14 protein-coding genes are annotated in these 15,326 nt (G+C 74.0%); 4 read left to right on the top strand and 10 right to left on the bottom strand.

Annotated features, from left to right (window positions below; genetic code table 11):
* Nucleotides 1-38 precede the first annotated feature (38 nt).
* The 4 genes from ACTT8P_RS35755 to lipB all read right to left on the bottom strand — a co-directional run bounded on the left by ACTT8P_RS35755 (nt 39) and on the right by lipB (nt 3,089).
* Complete coding sequence (locus tag ACTT8P_RS35755; protein ID WP_442835968.1) at nt 39-731, bottom strand: DUF4191 domain-containing protein; 693 nt, start codon at nt 729-731, stop codon at nt 39-41.
* A gap of 49 nt (nt 732-780) precedes the next feature.
* A complete protein-coding gene (locus tag ACTT8P_RS35750) occupies nt 781-990 on the bottom strand; it encodes an SCO2195 family GlnR-regulated protein (protein ID WP_442835967.1) in 210 nt (69 codons plus the stop codon).
* Between the two features lie 260 nt (nt 991-1,250).
* The gene (gene lipA, locus ACTT8P_RS35745; RefSeq protein WP_442835966.1) at nt 1,251-2,216 is read right to left on the bottom strand and encodes a lipoyl synthase; all 966 of its coding nucleotides are present in this window, start codon (nt 2,214-2,216) and stop codon (nt 1,251-1,253) included.
* Nucleotides 2,217-2,288: 72 nt separating this feature from the next.
* Nucleotides 2,289-3,089, bottom strand: coding sequence for a lipoyl(octanoyl) transferase LipB (lipB, locus tag ACTT8P_RS35740; protein WP_442835965.1), 801 nt, complete (start codon nt 3,087-3,089; stop codon nt 2,289-2,291).
* A 275-nt stretch (nt 3,090-3,364) separates the two neighbouring features.
* On the opposite strand from lipB, the gene ACTT8P_RS35735 reads away from it, so the two are divergent.
* Nucleotides 3,365-4,831 carry a regulator gene (locus tag ACTT8P_RS35735; protein ID WP_442835964.1) on the top strand — a complete coding sequence of 489 codons (1,467 nt, stop codon included), beginning with the start codon at nt 3,365-3,367 and terminating at the stop codon, nt 4,829-4,831.
* 106 nt (nt 4,832-4,937) lie between these two features.
* On the opposite strand, the gene ACTT8P_RS35730 is transcribed toward ACTT8P_RS35735, so the two are convergent.
* Both ACTT8P_RS35730 and ACTT8P_RS35725 read right to left on the bottom strand, forming a co-directional pair.
* Complete coding sequence (locus tag ACTT8P_RS35730) at nt 4,938-6,479, bottom strand: NAD(P)/FAD-dependent oxidoreductase (protein WP_442835963.1); 1,542 nt, start codon at nt 6,477-6,479, stop codon at nt 4,938-4,940.
* Nucleotides 6,480-6,702: 223 nt separating this feature from the next.
* A complete protein-coding gene (locus ACTT8P_RS35725; protein WP_442835962.1) occupies nt 6,703-7,599 on the bottom strand; it encodes a TIGR01777 family oxidoreductase in 897 nt (298 codons plus the stop codon).
* Between the two features lie 71 nt (nt 7,600-7,670).
* On the opposite strand from ACTT8P_RS35725, the gene ACTT8P_RS35720 reads away from it, so the two are divergent.
* Nucleotides 7,671-8,159, top strand: coding sequence for a GNAT family N-acetyltransferase (locus tag ACTT8P_RS35720; protein ID WP_442835961.1), 489 nt, complete (start codon nt 7,671-7,673; stop codon nt 8,157-8,159).
* A 9-nt stretch (nt 8,160-8,168) separates the two neighbouring features.
* Here the strand turns inward: ACTT8P_RS35720 and ACTT8P_RS35715 are convergent, their stop codons facing one another.
* A complete protein-coding gene (locus ACTT8P_RS35715) occupies nt 8,169-9,353 on the bottom strand; it encodes a MarP family serine protease (RefSeq protein ID WP_442835960.1) in 1,185 nt (394 codons plus the stop codon).
* 198 nt (nt 9,354-9,551) lie between these two features.
* Between ACTT8P_RS35715 and ACTT8P_RS35710 the strand changes: the two genes are divergently transcribed.
* Nucleotides 9,552-10,451, top strand: coding sequence for a peptidoglycan recognition protein family protein (locus tag ACTT8P_RS35710; RefSeq protein WP_442835959.1), 900 nt, complete (start codon nt 9,552-9,554; stop codon nt 10,449-10,451).
* A complete protein-coding gene (locus ACTT8P_RS35705) occupies nt 10,448-10,675 on the top strand; it encodes a hypothetical protein (protein WP_442835958.1) in 228 nt (75 codons plus the stop codon). Before ACTT8P_RS35710 ends, ACTT8P_RS35705 begins: the two co-directional genes overlap by 4 nt.
* Nucleotides 10,676-10,677: 2 nt before the next feature.
* On the opposite strand, the gene ACTT8P_RS35700 is transcribed toward ACTT8P_RS35705, so the two are convergent.
* The 3 genes from ACTT8P_RS35700 to aceE form a co-directional block, all read right to left on the bottom strand.
* Complete coding sequence (locus ACTT8P_RS35700) at nt 10,678-11,196, bottom strand: DUF4240 domain-containing protein (RefSeq protein WP_442835969.1); 519 nt, start codon at nt 11,194-11,196, stop codon at nt 10,678-10,680.
* On the bottom strand, nt 11,196-12,254 hold the full coding sequence (locus tag ACTT8P_RS35695; protein WP_442835957.1) for a helix-turn-helix transcriptional regulator: 1,059 nt from the start codon (nt 12,252-12,254) through the stop codon (nt 11,196-11,198). The genes ACTT8P_RS35700 and ACTT8P_RS35695 overlap by 1 nt, the downstream gene beginning before the upstream one ends.
* Before the next feature lie 61 nt (nt 12,255-12,315).
* Nucleotides 12,316-15,018, bottom strand: coding sequence for a pyruvate dehydrogenase (acetyl-transferring), homodimeric type (aceE, locus tag ACTT8P_RS35690; protein WP_442835956.1), 2,703 nt, complete (start codon nt 15,016-15,018; stop codon nt 12,316-12,318).
* Nucleotides 15,019-15,326 lie beyond the last annotated feature (308 nt).

Below are 15,326 nucleotides of genomic sequence, written 5' to 3'. Positions count from 1 at the left end.
GAATGACTCCGGGCGCCCCCACTCACGCGTACGTCGGATCAGCGCGGGCCCTTCGGCATCCGCATCCCCTTGGGCATCGGGCCCTTGGGCAGCGGCATGTTGCTCATCAGGTCGCCCAGCGCGCGCAGCCGGTCGTTGGTCACGGTGACCTGCGGGCCGGTCAGCACACGCGGCAGCTTGAGCATGGTGGTGCGCAGCTTCTTCAGCGGCACCTGGCCCTCGCCGTCGCCCACGATCAGGTCGTGCACGGGGACGTCGGCGACGATCCGGTTCATCTTCTTCTTCTCGGCGGCCAGCAGGGACTTCACCCGGTTCGGGTTGCCCTCCGCGACCAGCACGATGCCGGCCTTGCCGACCGCGCGGTGCACCACGTCCTGGCTGCGGTTCATCGCCACCGCCGGGGTGGTGGTCCAGCCCCGGCCGACGTTGTCCAGTACCGCCGCCGCCGCGCCCGGCTGGCCCTCCATCTGCCCGAAGGCCGCCCGCTCGGCCCGGCGCCCGAACACGATCGCCGTCGCGAGGAAGGCGAGCAGCAGGCCCAGGATGCCGAGATAGATGGGGTGACCGATCAGGAAACCGATCGCGAGGAAGACACCGAAGACGATGATTCCGACAGCCGCGAGTACAAGACCGATCTTCTTGTCGGCCTTGCGGGTCATCTTGTAGGTCAGAGCGATCTGCTTCAGTCGCCCGGGGTTCGCGGCGTCCGCCGCGTTGTCCTTCCTCGCCATGGAGCGCAGTCTACGTGTCCCCGGGAGCGCCGACGAAGGCAGGCGGGTGTCACAGGCGTACGGAGACCCGCTGGCCGGCCTGATCGAGGATGCGCTCGGCCTCGGCCCGGTCCTTGGCGCGGCGGCGGTCCTCCAGGACGGAGGTCCAGGCGTTGCGGCGGGCGGTGCGCTGGCCACCGCTCATCAGCAGTGACTCGACGGCGCGCAGGGTGTCGGTGAACGACGGGATGGCGGTGGCGCGTACGGGCGCGGCCTGCATCAGGAGGTCCCCCCTCGGATGGCGATGGCGATGGCGATGGCGATGGCATTGGCGACGGCGTTGGCTAGGGCTGCACGTGGTGTGAGTCCAGCGTCACTGATTGGTGTTACCAGGGCGTGACCCGCCGGTCAAACGCCCATGAAGCCCCGGAGTCGGGGCCCGGAACCCCGACGCGGCCCCGACCGTGGTCCTCATCTGCGAGGACGGTCGGGGCCGCGTCGTACCGGCCATTACTGGTCAGTAGGTTCTTGTGCGCGAATTCACACAGCCTGGGCGGCGACGAACGCGCCGCGCTTCTCCACGGCCATCTGGTAGAGCCGCCCGGCCCGGTACGAGGACCGCACCAGCGGGCCCGACATGACCCCCGAGAAGCCGATCTGCTCGGCCTCGTCCTTCAGCTCCACGAACTCGTGCGGCTTGACCCAGCGCTCCACCGGGTGGTGGCGCACCGAGGGGCGCAGGTACTGCGTGATGGTCACCAGCTCGCAGCCCGCGTCGTGCAGCTGCTTCAGCGCCTCGCTGACCTCCTCGCGGGTCTCGCCCATGCCGAGGATCAGGTTGGACTTGGTGACCAGGCCGTAGTCGCGGGCCTCGGTGATGACCTTCAGGGAGCGCTCGTAGCGGAAGCCGGGACGGATCCGCTTGAAGATGCGCGGCACCGTCTCGACGTTGTGCGCGAAGACCTCGGGGCGGGCGGCGAAGACCTCGGCGAGCTGCTCCGGGACGGCGTTGAAGTCGGGGGCCAGCAGCTCGACCTTGGTGCGGCCCTCGGCACGCTCGGCGGTCTGCTGGTGGATCTGGCGCACCGTCTCGGCGTACAGCCAGGCGCCGCCGTCTTCCAGGTCGTCGCGGGCGACGCCGGTGATGGTGGCGTAGTTCAGGTCCATGGTGACCACGGACTCGCCGACCCGGCGCGGCTCGTCGCGGTCCAGCGCCTCGGGCCTGCCGGTGTCGATCTGGCAGAAGTCGCAGCGCCGGGTGCACTGGTCGCCGCCGATGAGGAAGGTCGCCTCGCGGTCCTCCCAGCACTCGTAGATGTTGGGGCAGCCGGCCTCCTGGCACACCGTGTGCAGGCCCTCGCCCTTCACCAGGTTCTGCATCTTGGTGTACTCGGGGCCCATTTTCGCCCGGGTCTTGATCCACTCGGGCTTGCGCTCGATGGGGGTCTGGCTGTTGCGGACCTCCAGGCGCAGCATCTTGCGTCCGTCGGGTGCGACTGCGGACACGACCGGCTCCCTAGCGTTGATTCTTCGGCGTCTTCAGGGTACGCCCGTGATTTCGAAAGCCCACGCCCCGTCTCAGGCGGCCGGTGTCTTCTCGATCACGCGCGGCTTGAGGTCCGCGTTCTCCAGCACGTCCCGCAGGTGCCGCTCGACGACCGGCAGCACCTCGTCGATCGTGACGTCCCGGCCCAGTTCGTTCGCCAGCGAGGCGACGCCCGCGTCCCGGATGCCGCACGGGATGATCTTGTCGAACCACTTGTTGTCGGGCTGCACGTTGAGCGCGAAGCCGTGCATGGTGACGCCCTTGGCCACCCGGATGCCGATCGCGGCGATCTTGCGGTCCTCGCGGCGCTGCCCGGCGTTGGAGGGCGCGTACTCCGGGCCGTTCAGCCGGGGGTCGAACTCCTCGTCGGTGAGCCGGGGATCGAAGTCGAGGGAGAGCCCGCCGAGCGACGGGCGCCGCCCGATTGGATCGCCGAGCACCCAGACCCCGCTGCGGCCCTCCACCCGGCTGGTCGCCAGGCCGAACTCCGCGCAGGTGCGGATCAGCGCCTCCTCCAGGCGCCGGACGTGCGCGACGACGTCCACCGGGCGCGGGAGCTTCTGGATCGGGTAGCCGACCAGCTGGCCGGGGCCGTGCCAGGTGATCTTGCCGCCGCGGTCCACGTCGATGACCGGGGTGCCGTCGAGCGGGCGCTCGTTGTCCGCCGTGCGCCGGCCGGCCGTGTACACCGGCGGGTGCTCCAGCAGCAGCACGGTGTCGGGGATCTCGTCGGCGAACCGCGCGGCGTGCACCCGGCGCTGCTCGTCCCACGCCTCCTGGTACTCGACCGCCCGCGCACCGAAACCCATACGGACGAACCGCAACCCACTCACGGCAAGCGCCTCCCTGGACGTCGTAAGGCACGACCCGTGCCCACGCCACTGTACGTCCGCCCCTTGGGGCAGCGGCGGGCGGCGGCCGACGGCGGCCGGGACCGGGGGCGTCAGCAGAGAGATGGATGCTCACACGATCGGATGAATGGAAGTCGAAGTGTGCGATGAAGTGCTTACTCTCCGCTACATTCGCGCCGTTCACGAGGCCATAAGGGCTGCTCACAGGCAATCCGGGCACTTCGCACGCCCCGGAAGGCAGGAGACCGCACCGCACCATGACGGAACGACCCGCGCAGCGCACCCCCAACCGCCAGCTCGCCGCGCTCATCGCCGAGGCTGGGTTCTCCAACGCGGGTCTCGCGCGTCGCGTCGACCAGCTCGGCCTCGAACACGGCCTCGACCTCAGATACGACAAGACGTCCGTCACCCGATGGCTGCGCGGTCAACAGCCGCGCGGCACCACTCCCGCCCTGATCGCCGAGGTCTTCACCCGCCGCCTCGGCCGCCGGCTCACCGCCCAGGACCTCGGCCTGGACGCCTGCGCCCCCGTCTACGCGGGGCTGGAGTTCGCCGCCGGCCCCGAGGAGGCCGTCGACATCGTCAGCGGCCTGTGGCGCAAGGACTCCGGCAGCCACGCCGAGCTCCGCAAGATCGCGTTCACCCCGGCCGGGCTCGTCGTGCCCAGCCGGGACTGGCTGATCGGCCGCGCCGACGACAAGGTGGCCCGCGCCGAGGCCGCCGCCCGGGTCCCCGCCCAGGGCCGCCCGGCGCTGCCCGGCATCCCGGCCCAGCTGGAGGCGGCCGGCCGGCGGCGCTCCCCGGTCGACCGCGGCCCCGGCCTGCGGGTCGGCGCCGGTGACCTCGCCGCGCTGCGCTCGGTGGGCGAGCTCTTCCGCAGCCTGGACGACCGGTACGGCGGCGGCCACGCCCGGCAGGCCCTGGTCCGCTACCTCGAACACGAACTGGAGCCGATGCTGCGCGGCGGCTACGGCGAGCAGACCGGCCGCCGGCTGTTCGCCTCCGCCGCCGACCTCACCCGGCTGGCCGGCTGGACCTCGTACGACATCGCCGCGCACGGGCTCGCCCAGCGGTACTTCGTGCAGGCGCTGCGGCTCTCGCAGGCGGCCGGGGACCGGGCGTACGGGTCCTATGTGCTGGCCACGATGAGCCGGCAGGCCGTCTACCTCGGGCACGGGCGGGAGGCGGTGCAGCTGGCCCGGGTCGCCCAGCAGGGCGTCGGCAGCACCGCGCCACCGGTGGTGCAGGCGCTGCTGCACGTCTGCGAGGCGCGCGGGCACGGGGTGCTCGGCGAGGTACGGGCCTGCACCTCGGCGCTGGTGCGGGCCGAGCGGATGATGGAGGCGGTCCGGCCCGGTGACGAGGTGCCGCACTGGGCGCGGTTCTTCGACGACGCGCAGTTCGCCGACGAGCTGGCCCACTGCCACCGCGACCTCCAGCAGTTCCGGGTCGCGGCGCAGCAGGCGGAGCGGTCGCTCCAGCTGCGCGCCCCGGCGCAGGCGCGCAGCCGGCTGTTCTGCCGGGTGGTGCTGGCGACCTCGCGGCTCGGGCTCGGGGAGCTGGACGCGGCGTGCCAGTTGGGGGCGGAGGCCGCCGCGCAGGCCGCGGAGATGCGGTCGGCGCGGGCGGTGGAGTATGTGCGGGAGTTCGAGCGGCGGCTTGAGCCGTATCGCGACGCGGCGCCTGTTCGGGGGTATCGGGACAAGGTGGCGGCTCTGGGGTAGCCCCTGGGGGTCCGTCCGCCGGGTGCGGCGCCGTTGTGGCTGGTCGCGCCCGCGCGGCGGAGCCGCACATCGATACAGCCCCGCGCCCCTCTTGGGGCGCGGGTGCTCACGCCGCTCGAGAAGTGACGTGCGGTCCCCTCGCGCCCAAATCCGTCAGGATGGCTGCCGCTGCCCGGTGGGCCGAGTGGAGGGCGCCCTGGGGGGTGCCGGCGTCCCGGTGGTCGCCGCAGACGTACAGGCCCGCCAGCAGGCGGACCGGGCGGCGTGGGTCGTGCGGCGGGCGCATCGCCGGGACCGCCTCGGGCGTGTGGTGCACCGCCAGCGTCTCCCAGCGCGCGGTGGAGGTGCCGTAGAGCCGGGCGAGGTGGGCGCGGACGGCGCTGTCCACGTCGGGCGGGGGCGGGCCGAGGACGGTGGAGGAGACCAGCGCCCGGCCGGCCGGGGCGCGGGCCGGGTCCACCTCGCTGACCACGGCCGTGTGGGCGACCGGGCCGCCGCGGTCGGCGTCCAGCAGCAGCGCCGCGCCGGTCGCCGGGGGCTCGTCGGTGGTGTGGTGCACCACCGTCACCGGGTGGAAGTCCGGCACCCGCAGTCCGGGCAGCAGTTCGGCGGCGGCCCGGGCGTCGGTGGCCAGCAGCACCGCCCGGCAGCGCAGCACCCCGTGCTGGGCGGTGGTCACCGCGTTGGTGGCGACCGCGGTGACCCGGACGCCGGTGCGCACGGTGCCCGGTGGCAGCGACCGGGCCAGCAGGTCCGGCAGCACCTCGGCGCCACCCTCCGGCAGCCCCAGCCGCCCGCTCGCGAAGGCGCGCAGCGCCAGGTCGGCGCAGCGGCTGGAGGTGGTCAGGTCCGGGTCGCACAGCAGTGCGGCGAGCAGCGGACGCAGGAAGCCGTCGATGGTCCGGGCGGGCAGCCCGCGGACGGCGAGCGCCTGCCGCGCGGGCAGTTCGGGGCGGGCCAGCAGCCGTTCGACCGGCGTGGTCGCCAGCCGGGTGAGGGCGGCGGTGAGGCGGGCCTGGTCCACGGCGCCGCCCAGCGGGGTGCCGGCCCGGCCCCGGCGCGCCGCCGCCTGCCGTCCGGCCGTCCGGGGGGCGGCCCCGTAGGCCCCGTACCATCCGGCGACCGTACCCAGTCGTCCGGTGACCGCCCACGGCCGCCCGGTGGCCGTATCGGACCGGTTGGTGGCCGTGTCCGGCCGTCCGGTGCGGAGGCCGGGCCCTCCGGTGGTGCTGCCGGGCCGTCCGGTGTCCAGCACCGGGCCGCGGGCTCCCGGCACCGGCCGCGGGGTGCTCGCCAGGGCGCGTACGGCGTGCAGTGCGCCCCGTGCGCCCCCGGCGCCGAAGGGAGCGCTCACCCGGTGGTGGAGCCCTTCGCTGTGCACCAGCGCCCCGGGCGCGAAGGGCCGCAGCGCCAGCCCGTCCAGCCCGGGGAAGAGCCGCAGCTCGGCACCCGACGTCGGCAGCAACTGCCCGATCCGGTCGAGCCGGAAGCCGTCGACCTTCTCGGTCGCCATCCGGCCGCCCGGCACGGGGGCCGCCTCCAGGACCACGGTCGACACTCCCTGGCTGGTCAGCAGATGTGCCGCCGCGAGCCCGGCGACCCCGGCCCCCACGACGACGACGTCCGCCTGGTACGCGGGCTCAAGCACGTGCCCCTCCTCGCGATCGCGCGCCGGTCGGGAGCTGGGTGCCCCAACCGGCCTTCGGAATACCCGAGTTCAGATCGAGATTAGGGCCGCGTCCGGCCGGTGACAGTCGCACGGGGACAGGGCACGGTCGCACGCAGGTCGCACACGGCCGGGTGCGGCGGGGGCCGGCCGGTGCGGCGGGGTCAGGGCGGCTCCCCGCGCGCCCGGTCCCGCCCGGCCGGGCTCACAGCGCGGCGCGGATCGCCCCGTCGATCTCCGGGAACGCGAACCGGAACCCCGACTCCAGCAGCCGCCCCGGCACCACCCGGGCACTGCCCAGCACGTCCCCGGCCATCTCGCCGAGCACCGTGCGCAGTACCGGCGCGGGCACCGCGAACAGGGTGGGCCGGTGCAGTACCCGGCCCATCGCCTCGGTGATCTCCCGGTTGGTGCGCGGCTGCGGGGCGGTCAGGTTGAACGGGCCGGACAGGTCCGCGCGGGCCAGCAGATGGCGGATCGCGGCCACCTCGTCGTGCAGCGCCACGAACGACCAGTACTGCCGCCCGTCGCCCAGGCGCCCGCCGAGCCCCGCCCTGAACAGCGGGAACAGCCGCCCCCAGGCGCCACCGCCGCGCGCGACGACCAGGCCGGTGCGGGTGAACACGGTTCGTACGCCGGCCGCCGCGGCGGGCGCGGCGGCGGCCTCCCACTCGACGCACAGCTCGGGCAGGAAACCGGTGCCGGCGGGGGCGCTCTCGTCGACCGGGCGCTCCCCGGTCTCGCCGTAGAAGCCGATCGCGCTGCCGTTGACGAAGACCTTGGGCGGCCGGTCCAACGCGGCGACGGCCCGGGCCAGCGCCGCCGTGCCGTGCACCCGGCTGTCGCGGACCCGGGCCTTGTACGCCGCCGTCCAGCGCCGGTCGCCGACGCCGGCCCCCGCCAGGTTGACCACGGCGTCGCAGCCGGCCAGCCCCGCCGCGTCCACCCGGCCGCGCTCGGGGTCCCAGCGGACCTCGCCCGGCCCCCGGGGCGGGTGCCGCACCAGGCGCACCACCTCGTGCCCGTCCGCCGTCAGGGACCGCGCCAGCGCGTTGCCGATCAGACCGGACGCGCCGGCCACCACGATGCGGGAAGGTTCCATGGGAACATCCTGCCGCCCGCCGGAAATTAATGCCTCGGGGCGGCCGGCCGTCCCGCCGTAAAGTGATCAGCATGCCCGAACCACACATACGCCCCGCCCGGCCGGACGACGAGGAGGCACTGCGCCTGCTCGACCGGGAAACCTGGTCCCCGCTGCACGCGGTCTCGCCCCCGCCGGAACCGGACGCCCCGTTCTTCCGGGAGCACTCCGGCCCCGACGCCCACCTGGTCGCCGAACTCGACGGCCGGGTCGTGGGCTACCTCCGGCTCGGGCGCCCCACCGGCCTCGCCGCCAACAGCCACGTCCGCGCGGTGCACGGCCTCGCCGTCTCCGAGGCGGCCCGCGGCCACGGCATCGGCCGCCTGCTGGTCCGCGCCGCCGTCGCCGAGGCCCGCCGCCTCGGCGCCCGCCGCCTCACCCTGCGCGTCCTCGGCCCCAACACCCCCGCCCGGGGGCTCTACGAGTCCGAGGGCTTCGCCGTCGAAGGGGTGCAGCCCGAGGAGTTCCTGCTGGACGGCGCCTACGTCGACGACGTGCTGATGGGACGCTCGCTGCGCTGAGGACCGGCGCTACGAGGTCACCGGCGCCCCGGTGTCCACCGCCTCCGTCGCCGCCGCCGCGCGCCGGGCCTCGCCGGACACCTCGTCCGCCGTCAGCACGTACCCGGTGGCGGTGTCCGAGGTGGAGCGGGCGAAGACCACGCCGTACACCCGGCCCTCGGTGGTGAGCAGCGGCCCGCCGGAGTTCCCCGGGCGGACCGTGGAGCGGATGGCGTAGATCTCCCGGGTGACCTCGGCGTCGCGGTAGATGTTCTGGCCGCGGGCCCGCACCCGGGTCGCCACCGTCGCCGCCCGCAGGTCCAGGTCGCCGTCCTCGGGATAGCCGGCCACCACCGCCGCCGCACCCCGCCCGGCCGCGTCGTCGAACCGCAGGGCGGGCGCGGTCAGCTCCGGCACGTACAGCACCGCCACGTCCTTGGCCGGGTCGAACAGCACCACCCGCGCCTCGTACGTCCGTCCGACCCCGCCCACCCGCACGCTCGGGTCGTCGATGCCGGCCACCACATGGGCGTTGGTCATGACATGCCGGTCGGCGTAGACGAAACCGCTGCCCTCGCGGCCCTGGGTGCCCGCCACGCCCTCGATCTTCACCGTGCTCAGCTTGGCGGCGTCGGTGGCCGCCGCCGTCACGTTGTCCCCGGAGGGCTCGGCGACCTGGGCCGTCGACTCGTTCTCGAACGGGTTGAAGACCTGCGGGAACCCCGCCTCGGTCAGCGCCGAGGTGGCCCGCGAGAACCACGCCGGGGTGGTGTCCGGCATCGCCCGCTGCACCGCGCCGAGCACCGCCGAGTCCCGGATCGCCGAGGCCAGCAGCGGCGTCGGCGAGGCGGCCAGCACACTCGCCGCCACCCACGCCACGATCAGCGCCGCCGCCGAGTTGGCCACCGCCCCGCCCACCCCGTCGGCCACCCGCAGCGGCCCGGCGTCCAGCTCCCGGCGCACCCTGAGCGCGAGCCGCCCCGCCAGCTCGTGCCCCACCGCCGCCGGGACCAGCACCGTCAGCACGGCCGTCACCGTCGCCGTCGTCGTGCCCGGCGCCACCAGGTCCATCACCCACGGCAGGATCCACACGCCGACGACCGCCCCGCCCACGAACCCGGCGAGCGAGACACAGCCGGCCAGCAGCCCGCGCCGGTACCCGGCGGCCGCGTAGCCGAGCACCACCAGCGCCAGCACGATGTCGAGCAGATCCACACGAGCCGCCTTTCTCTCGGACCCTGACACCCCTCGTTACGTGCCGGAAGGGCCCGGTGATCAGCCGGTGCCGCACCCGCGGCCGGAAACCGGCCACACGTGCGGCTACCCGGTGAAACGCCGCGCACCGGGACGATGGTTCCACCGGGTGGCACAGCGCACGTCGCGGGCCGCCCGCCACGGACGGACAGTGATTCCATGCGTGTGCTGCGAGGGCCCCGTAAGGCCGGGAGACGGCGCGCGGGACGCATACCGGTCCGCGCGGTCCCCGCCCTGCTGCTCGGCTGCCTGCTGGTCCTCGCCGTCGGGGTCGCGCTGGTGCTCTTCATGAGCGGCGGCAAGGGCCCGCCCGGACCCCAGGCCCGCTCCTCCGCCCGCCCGGAGAGCCGCTGGTCGGCGCCCCGGCCGGACATCGTCCCGCGCGCCGCCTGGCTGGGCAGCGCCGCCCGCCGCCAGCCGGCCCCGCGCTACGACGACCAGGTCGTCGCCGTCTTCGTGCACCACACCGACACCCCCAACGGCTACGACTGCGCCGACGCGCCCCGCATCCTGCGCGACATCTACACCGGCCAGACCGGCGCCCGGGACTGGGACGACCTCGGCTACAACTTCGTCGTCGACCGCTGCGGCACCGTCTACGAGGGCCGGGCCGGCGGCGTCGACCGGGCCGTGACCGGCGCCCACACCCAGGGCTTCAACCACCGCACGGCCGGCATCGCCGCCCTCGGCACCTACACCGCGGGGGTGCCGGTGCCCCGCGCGCTGACCGACGCGATCGCCGCGGTGACCGCCTGGAAACTGGGCCCGGCCGGCACCGACCCGCGCGGCCGGGTCCGGCTGGTCTCCAGCAACGGCCTCAGCCGGTACGCGGCCGGCACCGCCACCGCGCTGCCCGCCGTCGCCGGACACGACGACGGCTACCAGACCAGCTGCCCCGGCGCCGCGCTCAGCGCCCGGCTGCCCGCCATCCGGGAGCGCGCGGCCCGCCTGCAGGGCCGCGCCACCGCCGCACAGGACGGTCACAGTGATCACGCAGGCTCCGCAGAGCCGGGCCCCCTACGGTCGGTGCCACAAGCCGACCGGAGGTGGGGACCATGAAGAACAGCCAGCACGACAGCACCGGTACCTGGGCCAGGGCACTGCGCCGCCCCTGGGCCGCGCTGGCCGCCGCGGCGGCCGTGGTACTGGGTCCGGCGGCCGTCACCGCCGCCGCCCTCGACCAGGCCAACGCGGCCCCGCGGCACCACGCCGGCGGCCTGCGGGCGGAGCAGACCCAGGCGTACCTGGCGACGCAGCCGACCCGGCGCCGGGCGGCGGCCTGACGTCAGTCGCCGAACCGCTCCCACAGCCGGGGAAGGCGCTGTGCCAGTGCCCGGTCGTCCTCCAGGTCGATCGGGGTGCCCAGCGGTTCGGCGGGCGGGGCGGGCAGGCCGAGGTCCGGGGCGATGGCGCCGGTGAGCTGTTCGTAGGCCTCGTCGGCCGCGTAGCCGAGGTCCTCGCCGTCGCCGTCGACCTCGTCGTCGAAGTCGTCGAGCAGGCCGGCCAGCGCGTCGGGGTCGTGCACGGCGCCCTCGTAGACCTCCCGGCCCTGGCCGATCAGCCAGCAGCGGAACCAGTCGAAGGCGTCGTCGCTCGCGCCGCCGAGCAGGATCCAGGCGGCGCCCCACAGCTCCCAGGTGCCGGCCCGGTGGTAGCGGGCCTCGAAGTGACGGGCGAAGTCCAGGACCGCCTCCGGGTCCAGCCGGCACAGCCGTTCCACCAGCAGGTCGGCCTGCTCCTCGGGGTCGCCCTCGGCACCCCGGCGAGCGGTGTCGATCAGCTCCCAGAACTCCGTCTCGTCCATCACGGGTCCAGCATCGGCCCTGCGGGGCCGGGGCGCACGTCCGGGCGACAGATCGTTATCTCCTCGTCGGCCGCCGCTGCGTACAGGGCGGCCAGCCGCCGGGCGTCCGCCGCGAACCGCTCGCGCAGCCCGGCGGGGGCCAGCACCTCCGCCTCCGGGCCGAGCGCCCCGAGCTGGGCGTGCGCGACGTCCTCGGACTCCACCGGCAGCGTCACGGTGACCCGGCCGTCCGCGTCCGGCGATCCGGCGGCGGCCAGCGCCTGCCGGGCGGCGGGCGGGTCCACCGCGTACGGCAGCCGCCGCACCCCCCGCGGGGAGAGCCGCAGTACCACCTCGGCCCGCAGCACCGACCGCGCGAACTGCTCGGCCCGCTCGGCCCAGAACCCGGGCAGGTCGAAGTCCGCGTCCCGGGCGAACCGCTCCGGGCCGGGCGACACGGCGGTGAACCGGTCGATCCGGTACACCCGGAAGACCCCGTCGCCGCCGGTCCCGTCCGCCACCCGCGCGCAGAGGTACCAGACCCCCGCCTTCAGCACCAGCCCGTACGGCTCCAGCTCCCGTTCGACCTCGTGCTCGTCGCGCCGGTAGCGGGCGGTGAGCGGCCGGTCGTCCCACACCGCGTCCGCCACCACCGGCAGCAGCTGGGGGGTGCGCGGCTCGGTGAACCAGTTCGGGGCGTCCAGGTGGAAGCGCTGCGCGGTCGTCCGGGAGACGTCGCGCAGGGACGGCAGCAGCGCCGCCGAGACCTTCAGCCGGGCCGCCGAAGCGGCGTCCTCCAGCCCCATCTCGCGCAGCGCCCCCGGCACTCCGGACAGGAACAGCGCCTCCGCCTCGCCCCGGGCCAGGCCGGTCAGCCCAGTCCGGTACCCGCCGACCAGCCGGTAGCCGCCGGCCCGGCCCCGGTCCGCGTAGACCGGCACCCCCGCCTCGGACAGCGCCTGCGCGTCCCGGGTGACCGTCCGCTCGGACACCTCCAGCTCCCGGGCCAGCTCGGCGGCGGTCATCGAGGGCCGGGACTGGAGCAGCAGGACCATCTTGATCAGGCGGGCGGCACGCATGGCCCACATCATGCGACAGGCCCCCGCGCGCGGCGGGGGCCTGTGGACAAACCTGCGGTGACTACAGGCCGTAGCGCTCGCGCGCCTCCTTCACGGCCGTCGCCTTGACCTCGCCGCGCCGGGCCAGCTGGGCCAGCGCCGCGACGACCACGGACTCGGCGTCGATGCCGAAGTGCCGGCGCGCGCCCTCCCGGGTGTCCGACAGACCGAAGCCGTCGGCGCCCAGCGAGGACCAGTCCTGCTCGACCCACTGCGCGATCTGGTCGGGCACCTGGCGCATGTAGTCGGAGACCGCCAGCACCGGACCCTCGGCGCCCTGGAGCGCCTGCCGCACGTACGGCGCCCGGTCCTCGCCGCGCAGCAGCGCCGCGTCGGCGTCCATGGCGTCGCGGCGCAGCTCCGTCCAGGAGGTCGCGGACCACACGTCGGCGGCCACGCCCCACTCCTCGGCGAGCAGCCGCTGCGCCTTCAGCGTCCAGTGGATCGCCGTACCGGAGGCGAGCAGCTGGATGCGGGGCGCGTTGGCGGCCGGGGTCAGACCGGCCGACTCCGCGGTGTTGAAGCGGTACAGGCCCTTGACGATGCCCTCGTCGATGCCAAGGCCCTGCGGCTTCGCGGGCTGCGGCATCGGCTCGTTGTAGACGGTGAGGTAGTAGAAGACGTTCTGGTCCTCGCCGGGCTTCGCCTCGCCGTACATCCGGCGCAGGCCTTCGCGCACGATCACGGCGATCTCGTAGGCGAACGCCGGGTCGTAGGTGAGGGACGCCGGGTTGGTGGCGGCGATCACCGGGGTGTGGCCGTCGGCGTGCTGGAGGCCCTCACCGGTCAGCGTGGTGCGGCCGGCCGTGGCGCCGACCAGGAAGCCGCGGCCGAGCTGGTCGCCGAGCTGCCACATCTGGTCGGCCGTGCGCTGCCAGCCGAACATCGAGTAGAAGATGTAGAACGGGATCATCGCCTCGCCGTGCGTGGCGTACGCGGTGGACGCGGCGATGAAGTCGGCCATCGAACCGGCCTCGGTGATCCCCTCGTTGAGGATCTGCCCGTTCTCGGCCTCCTTGTAGTACATCAGCTGGTCACGGTCGACCGGCTCGTACGTCTGGCCCTTGGGGGAGTAGATGCCCAGCGACGGGAAGAGGCTCTCCATGCCGAAGGTGCGCGCCTCGTCGGGGACGATCGGCACCCAGCGCTTCCCGGTCTCCTTGTCCCGGACCAGGTCCTTGACGAGGCGGACGAACGCCATCGTGGTCGCGACGCTCTGCGTGCCGGAGCCCTTGTCGAAGGCGGCGAACGCCTTCTCGGCGGGCGCGGGCAGCGGGGCCAGCGGGTGCGTACGGCGGGCCGGGGCGGGGCCGCCGAGCGCCGCGCGGCGCTCCTGGAGGTAGCGGACCTCGGGGGAGTCGGCGCCCGGGTGGCCGTAGGGGACCACGCCGTCGACGAAGTCGCTGTCCTTGATCGGCAGGCCGAGCAGGTCGCGCATGTCCTTGAACTCGTCCACCGTGAGCTTCTTCATCTGGTGGTTGGCGTTCTTGGACGCGAAGCCCTTGCCGAGGGTGTGGCCCTTGACCGTCTGGGCCAGGATCACCGTCGGCTGCCCCTTGTGGGACAGCGCGGCCTTGTACGCGGCGTAGACCTTGCGGGCCTCGTGGCCGCCGCGCGAGAAGTGGAAGCACTCCAGGATCTTGTCGTCGCTCAGCAGCTTCGCCAGCTCGGCGAGCGCCGGGTCCTTGCCGAAGAAGTCCTGGCGGATGTAGGCCGCGTCGCGGGTCTGGTACGTCTGGACCTGCGCGTCGGGTACCTCGCGCAGCCGGCGGACCAGCGCGCCCGTGGTGTCGAGCGCGAACAGCTCGTCCCAGGCGGTGCCCCAGAGCGTCTTGACGACGTTCCAGCCGGAGCCGCGGAAGAGGGACTCCAGCTCCTGCACGATCTTGAAGTTGGCGCGCACCGGGCCGTCGAGGCGCTGCAGGTTGCAGTTGATGACGAAGGTCAGGTTGTCCAGACCCTCGCGGGCGGCCAGCGTCAGCGCGGTGGTCGACTCCGGCTCGTCCATCTCGCCGTCGCCGAGGAACGCCCACACGTGCGAGTCGGCGACGTCCTTGATGCCGCGGCTGGTCAGGTAGCGGTTGAAGCGCGCCTGGTAGATCGCGGAGATCGGGCCGAGGCCCATGGAGACGGTCGGGAACTCCCACAGCCAGGGCAGCCGGCGCGGGTGCGGGTAGGACGGCAGGCCGTTGCCGCCGGACTCGCGGCGGAAGTTGTCGAGGTGGCCCTCGTTCAGCCGGCCGTCCAGGAAGGCGCGGGCGTAGATGCCGGGGGAGGCGTGGCCCTGGATGTAGAGCTGGTCGCCGGAGCCGTCCCCCTCCTTGCCGCGGAAGAAGTGGTTGAAGCCGGTCTCGTAGAGCCAGGCCGCGGAGGCGAAGGTGGCGATGTGGCCGCCGACGCCGTATTTGCTGCCGCGGGTCACCATCGCCGCCGCGTTCCAGCGGTTCCAGGCGGTGATCCGCTGCTCCAGCTCCTCGTCGCCGTCCACGGACGGCTCGGCGGAGGTGGGGATGGTGTTGACGTAGTCCGTCTCGAGGAGCTTCGGCAGTGCGACGCCGGCTCCCTCGGCACGCTCCAGCGTGCGCCGCATCAGATACGCGGCGCGGTGCGGTCCGGCCGCCTTCGCGACGGCGTCCAGGGAGGCCTGCCATTCGGCGGTCTCCTCCGGGTCCCGGTCCGGGAGCTGGTCGAGCTCGCTCGGCTGGATGGCGTGGGGGTCGGTCATGTCGCCGCCTTCCTCAGTCGAAGGGGGGTGCCCTTGGTCTTTGGCAGGACAGGGCGTGGACCCCGGTAGGAGTCCATCGGTGACTGTAACTCCCTGATCGATGATCGATCAAAGGGTTGAGAGGGAAAACCTCTTGATCACGAGAAAGTCGGCACGGGGTGCCTTCGGTGATGGCACGGGGTGACCTTGTGGTGGGGGTTCGTGCAGGTGGGCGCGGTACAGCTCGGGTGGTTCCGGCGGTATGGCGGCCGCGGGCGCGTCGTGGCTGATCGCGCGGTTCCCCGCGCCCCTTCAGGGGCGCGGGGAAC

It is taken from the genome of Streptomyces sp. JW3, from assembly GCF_052216785.1.
Classification (GTDB): Bacteria; Actinomycetota; Actinomycetes; order Streptomycetales; family Streptomycetaceae; genus Streptomyces.
This window is presented reverse-complemented; position numbering and strand designations above follow the sequence as displayed.

Coding starts and splice junctions, on each gene's coding strand:
- ACTT8P_RS35755 (WP_442835968.1), bottom strand. CDS start 731: ATGGCGAGGAAGGACAACGCGGCGGACGCCGCGAACCCCGGGCGACTG.
- ACTT8P_RS35750 (WP_442835967.1), bottom strand. CDS start 990: ATGCAGGCCGCGCCCGTACGCGCCACCGCCATCCCGTCGTTCACCGAC.
- ACTT8P_RS35735 (WP_442835964.1), top strand. CDS start 3,365: ATGACGGAACGACCCGCGCAGCGCACCCCCAACCGCCAGCTCGCCGCG.
- ACTT8P_RS35725 (WP_442835962.1), bottom strand. CDS start 7,599: ATGGAACCTTCCCGCATCGTGGTGGCCGGCGCGTCCGGTCTGATCGGC.
- ACTT8P_RS35720 (WP_442835961.1), top strand. CDS start 7,671: ATGCCCGAACCACACATACGCCCCGCCCGGCCGGACGACGAGGAGGCA.
- ACTT8P_RS35710 (WP_442835959.1), top strand. CDS start 9,552: ATGCGTGTGCTGCGAGGGCCCCGTAAGGCCGGGAGACGGCGCGCGGGA.
- ACTT8P_RS35705 (WP_442835958.1), top strand. CDS start 10,448: ATGAAGAACAGCCAGCACGACAGCACCGGTACCTGGGCCAGGGCACTG.
- ACTT8P_RS35700 (WP_442835969.1), bottom strand. CDS start 11,196: ATGGACGAGACGGAGTTCTGGGAGCTGATCGACACCGCTCGCCGGGGT.
- ACTT8P_RS35695 (WP_442835957.1), bottom strand. CDS start 12,254: ATGCGTGCCGCCCGCCTGATCAAGATGGTCCTGCTGCTCCAGTCCCGG.
- aceE (WP_442835956.1), bottom strand. CDS start 15,018: ATGACCGACCCCCACGCCATCCAGCCGAGCGAGCTCGACCAGCTCCCG.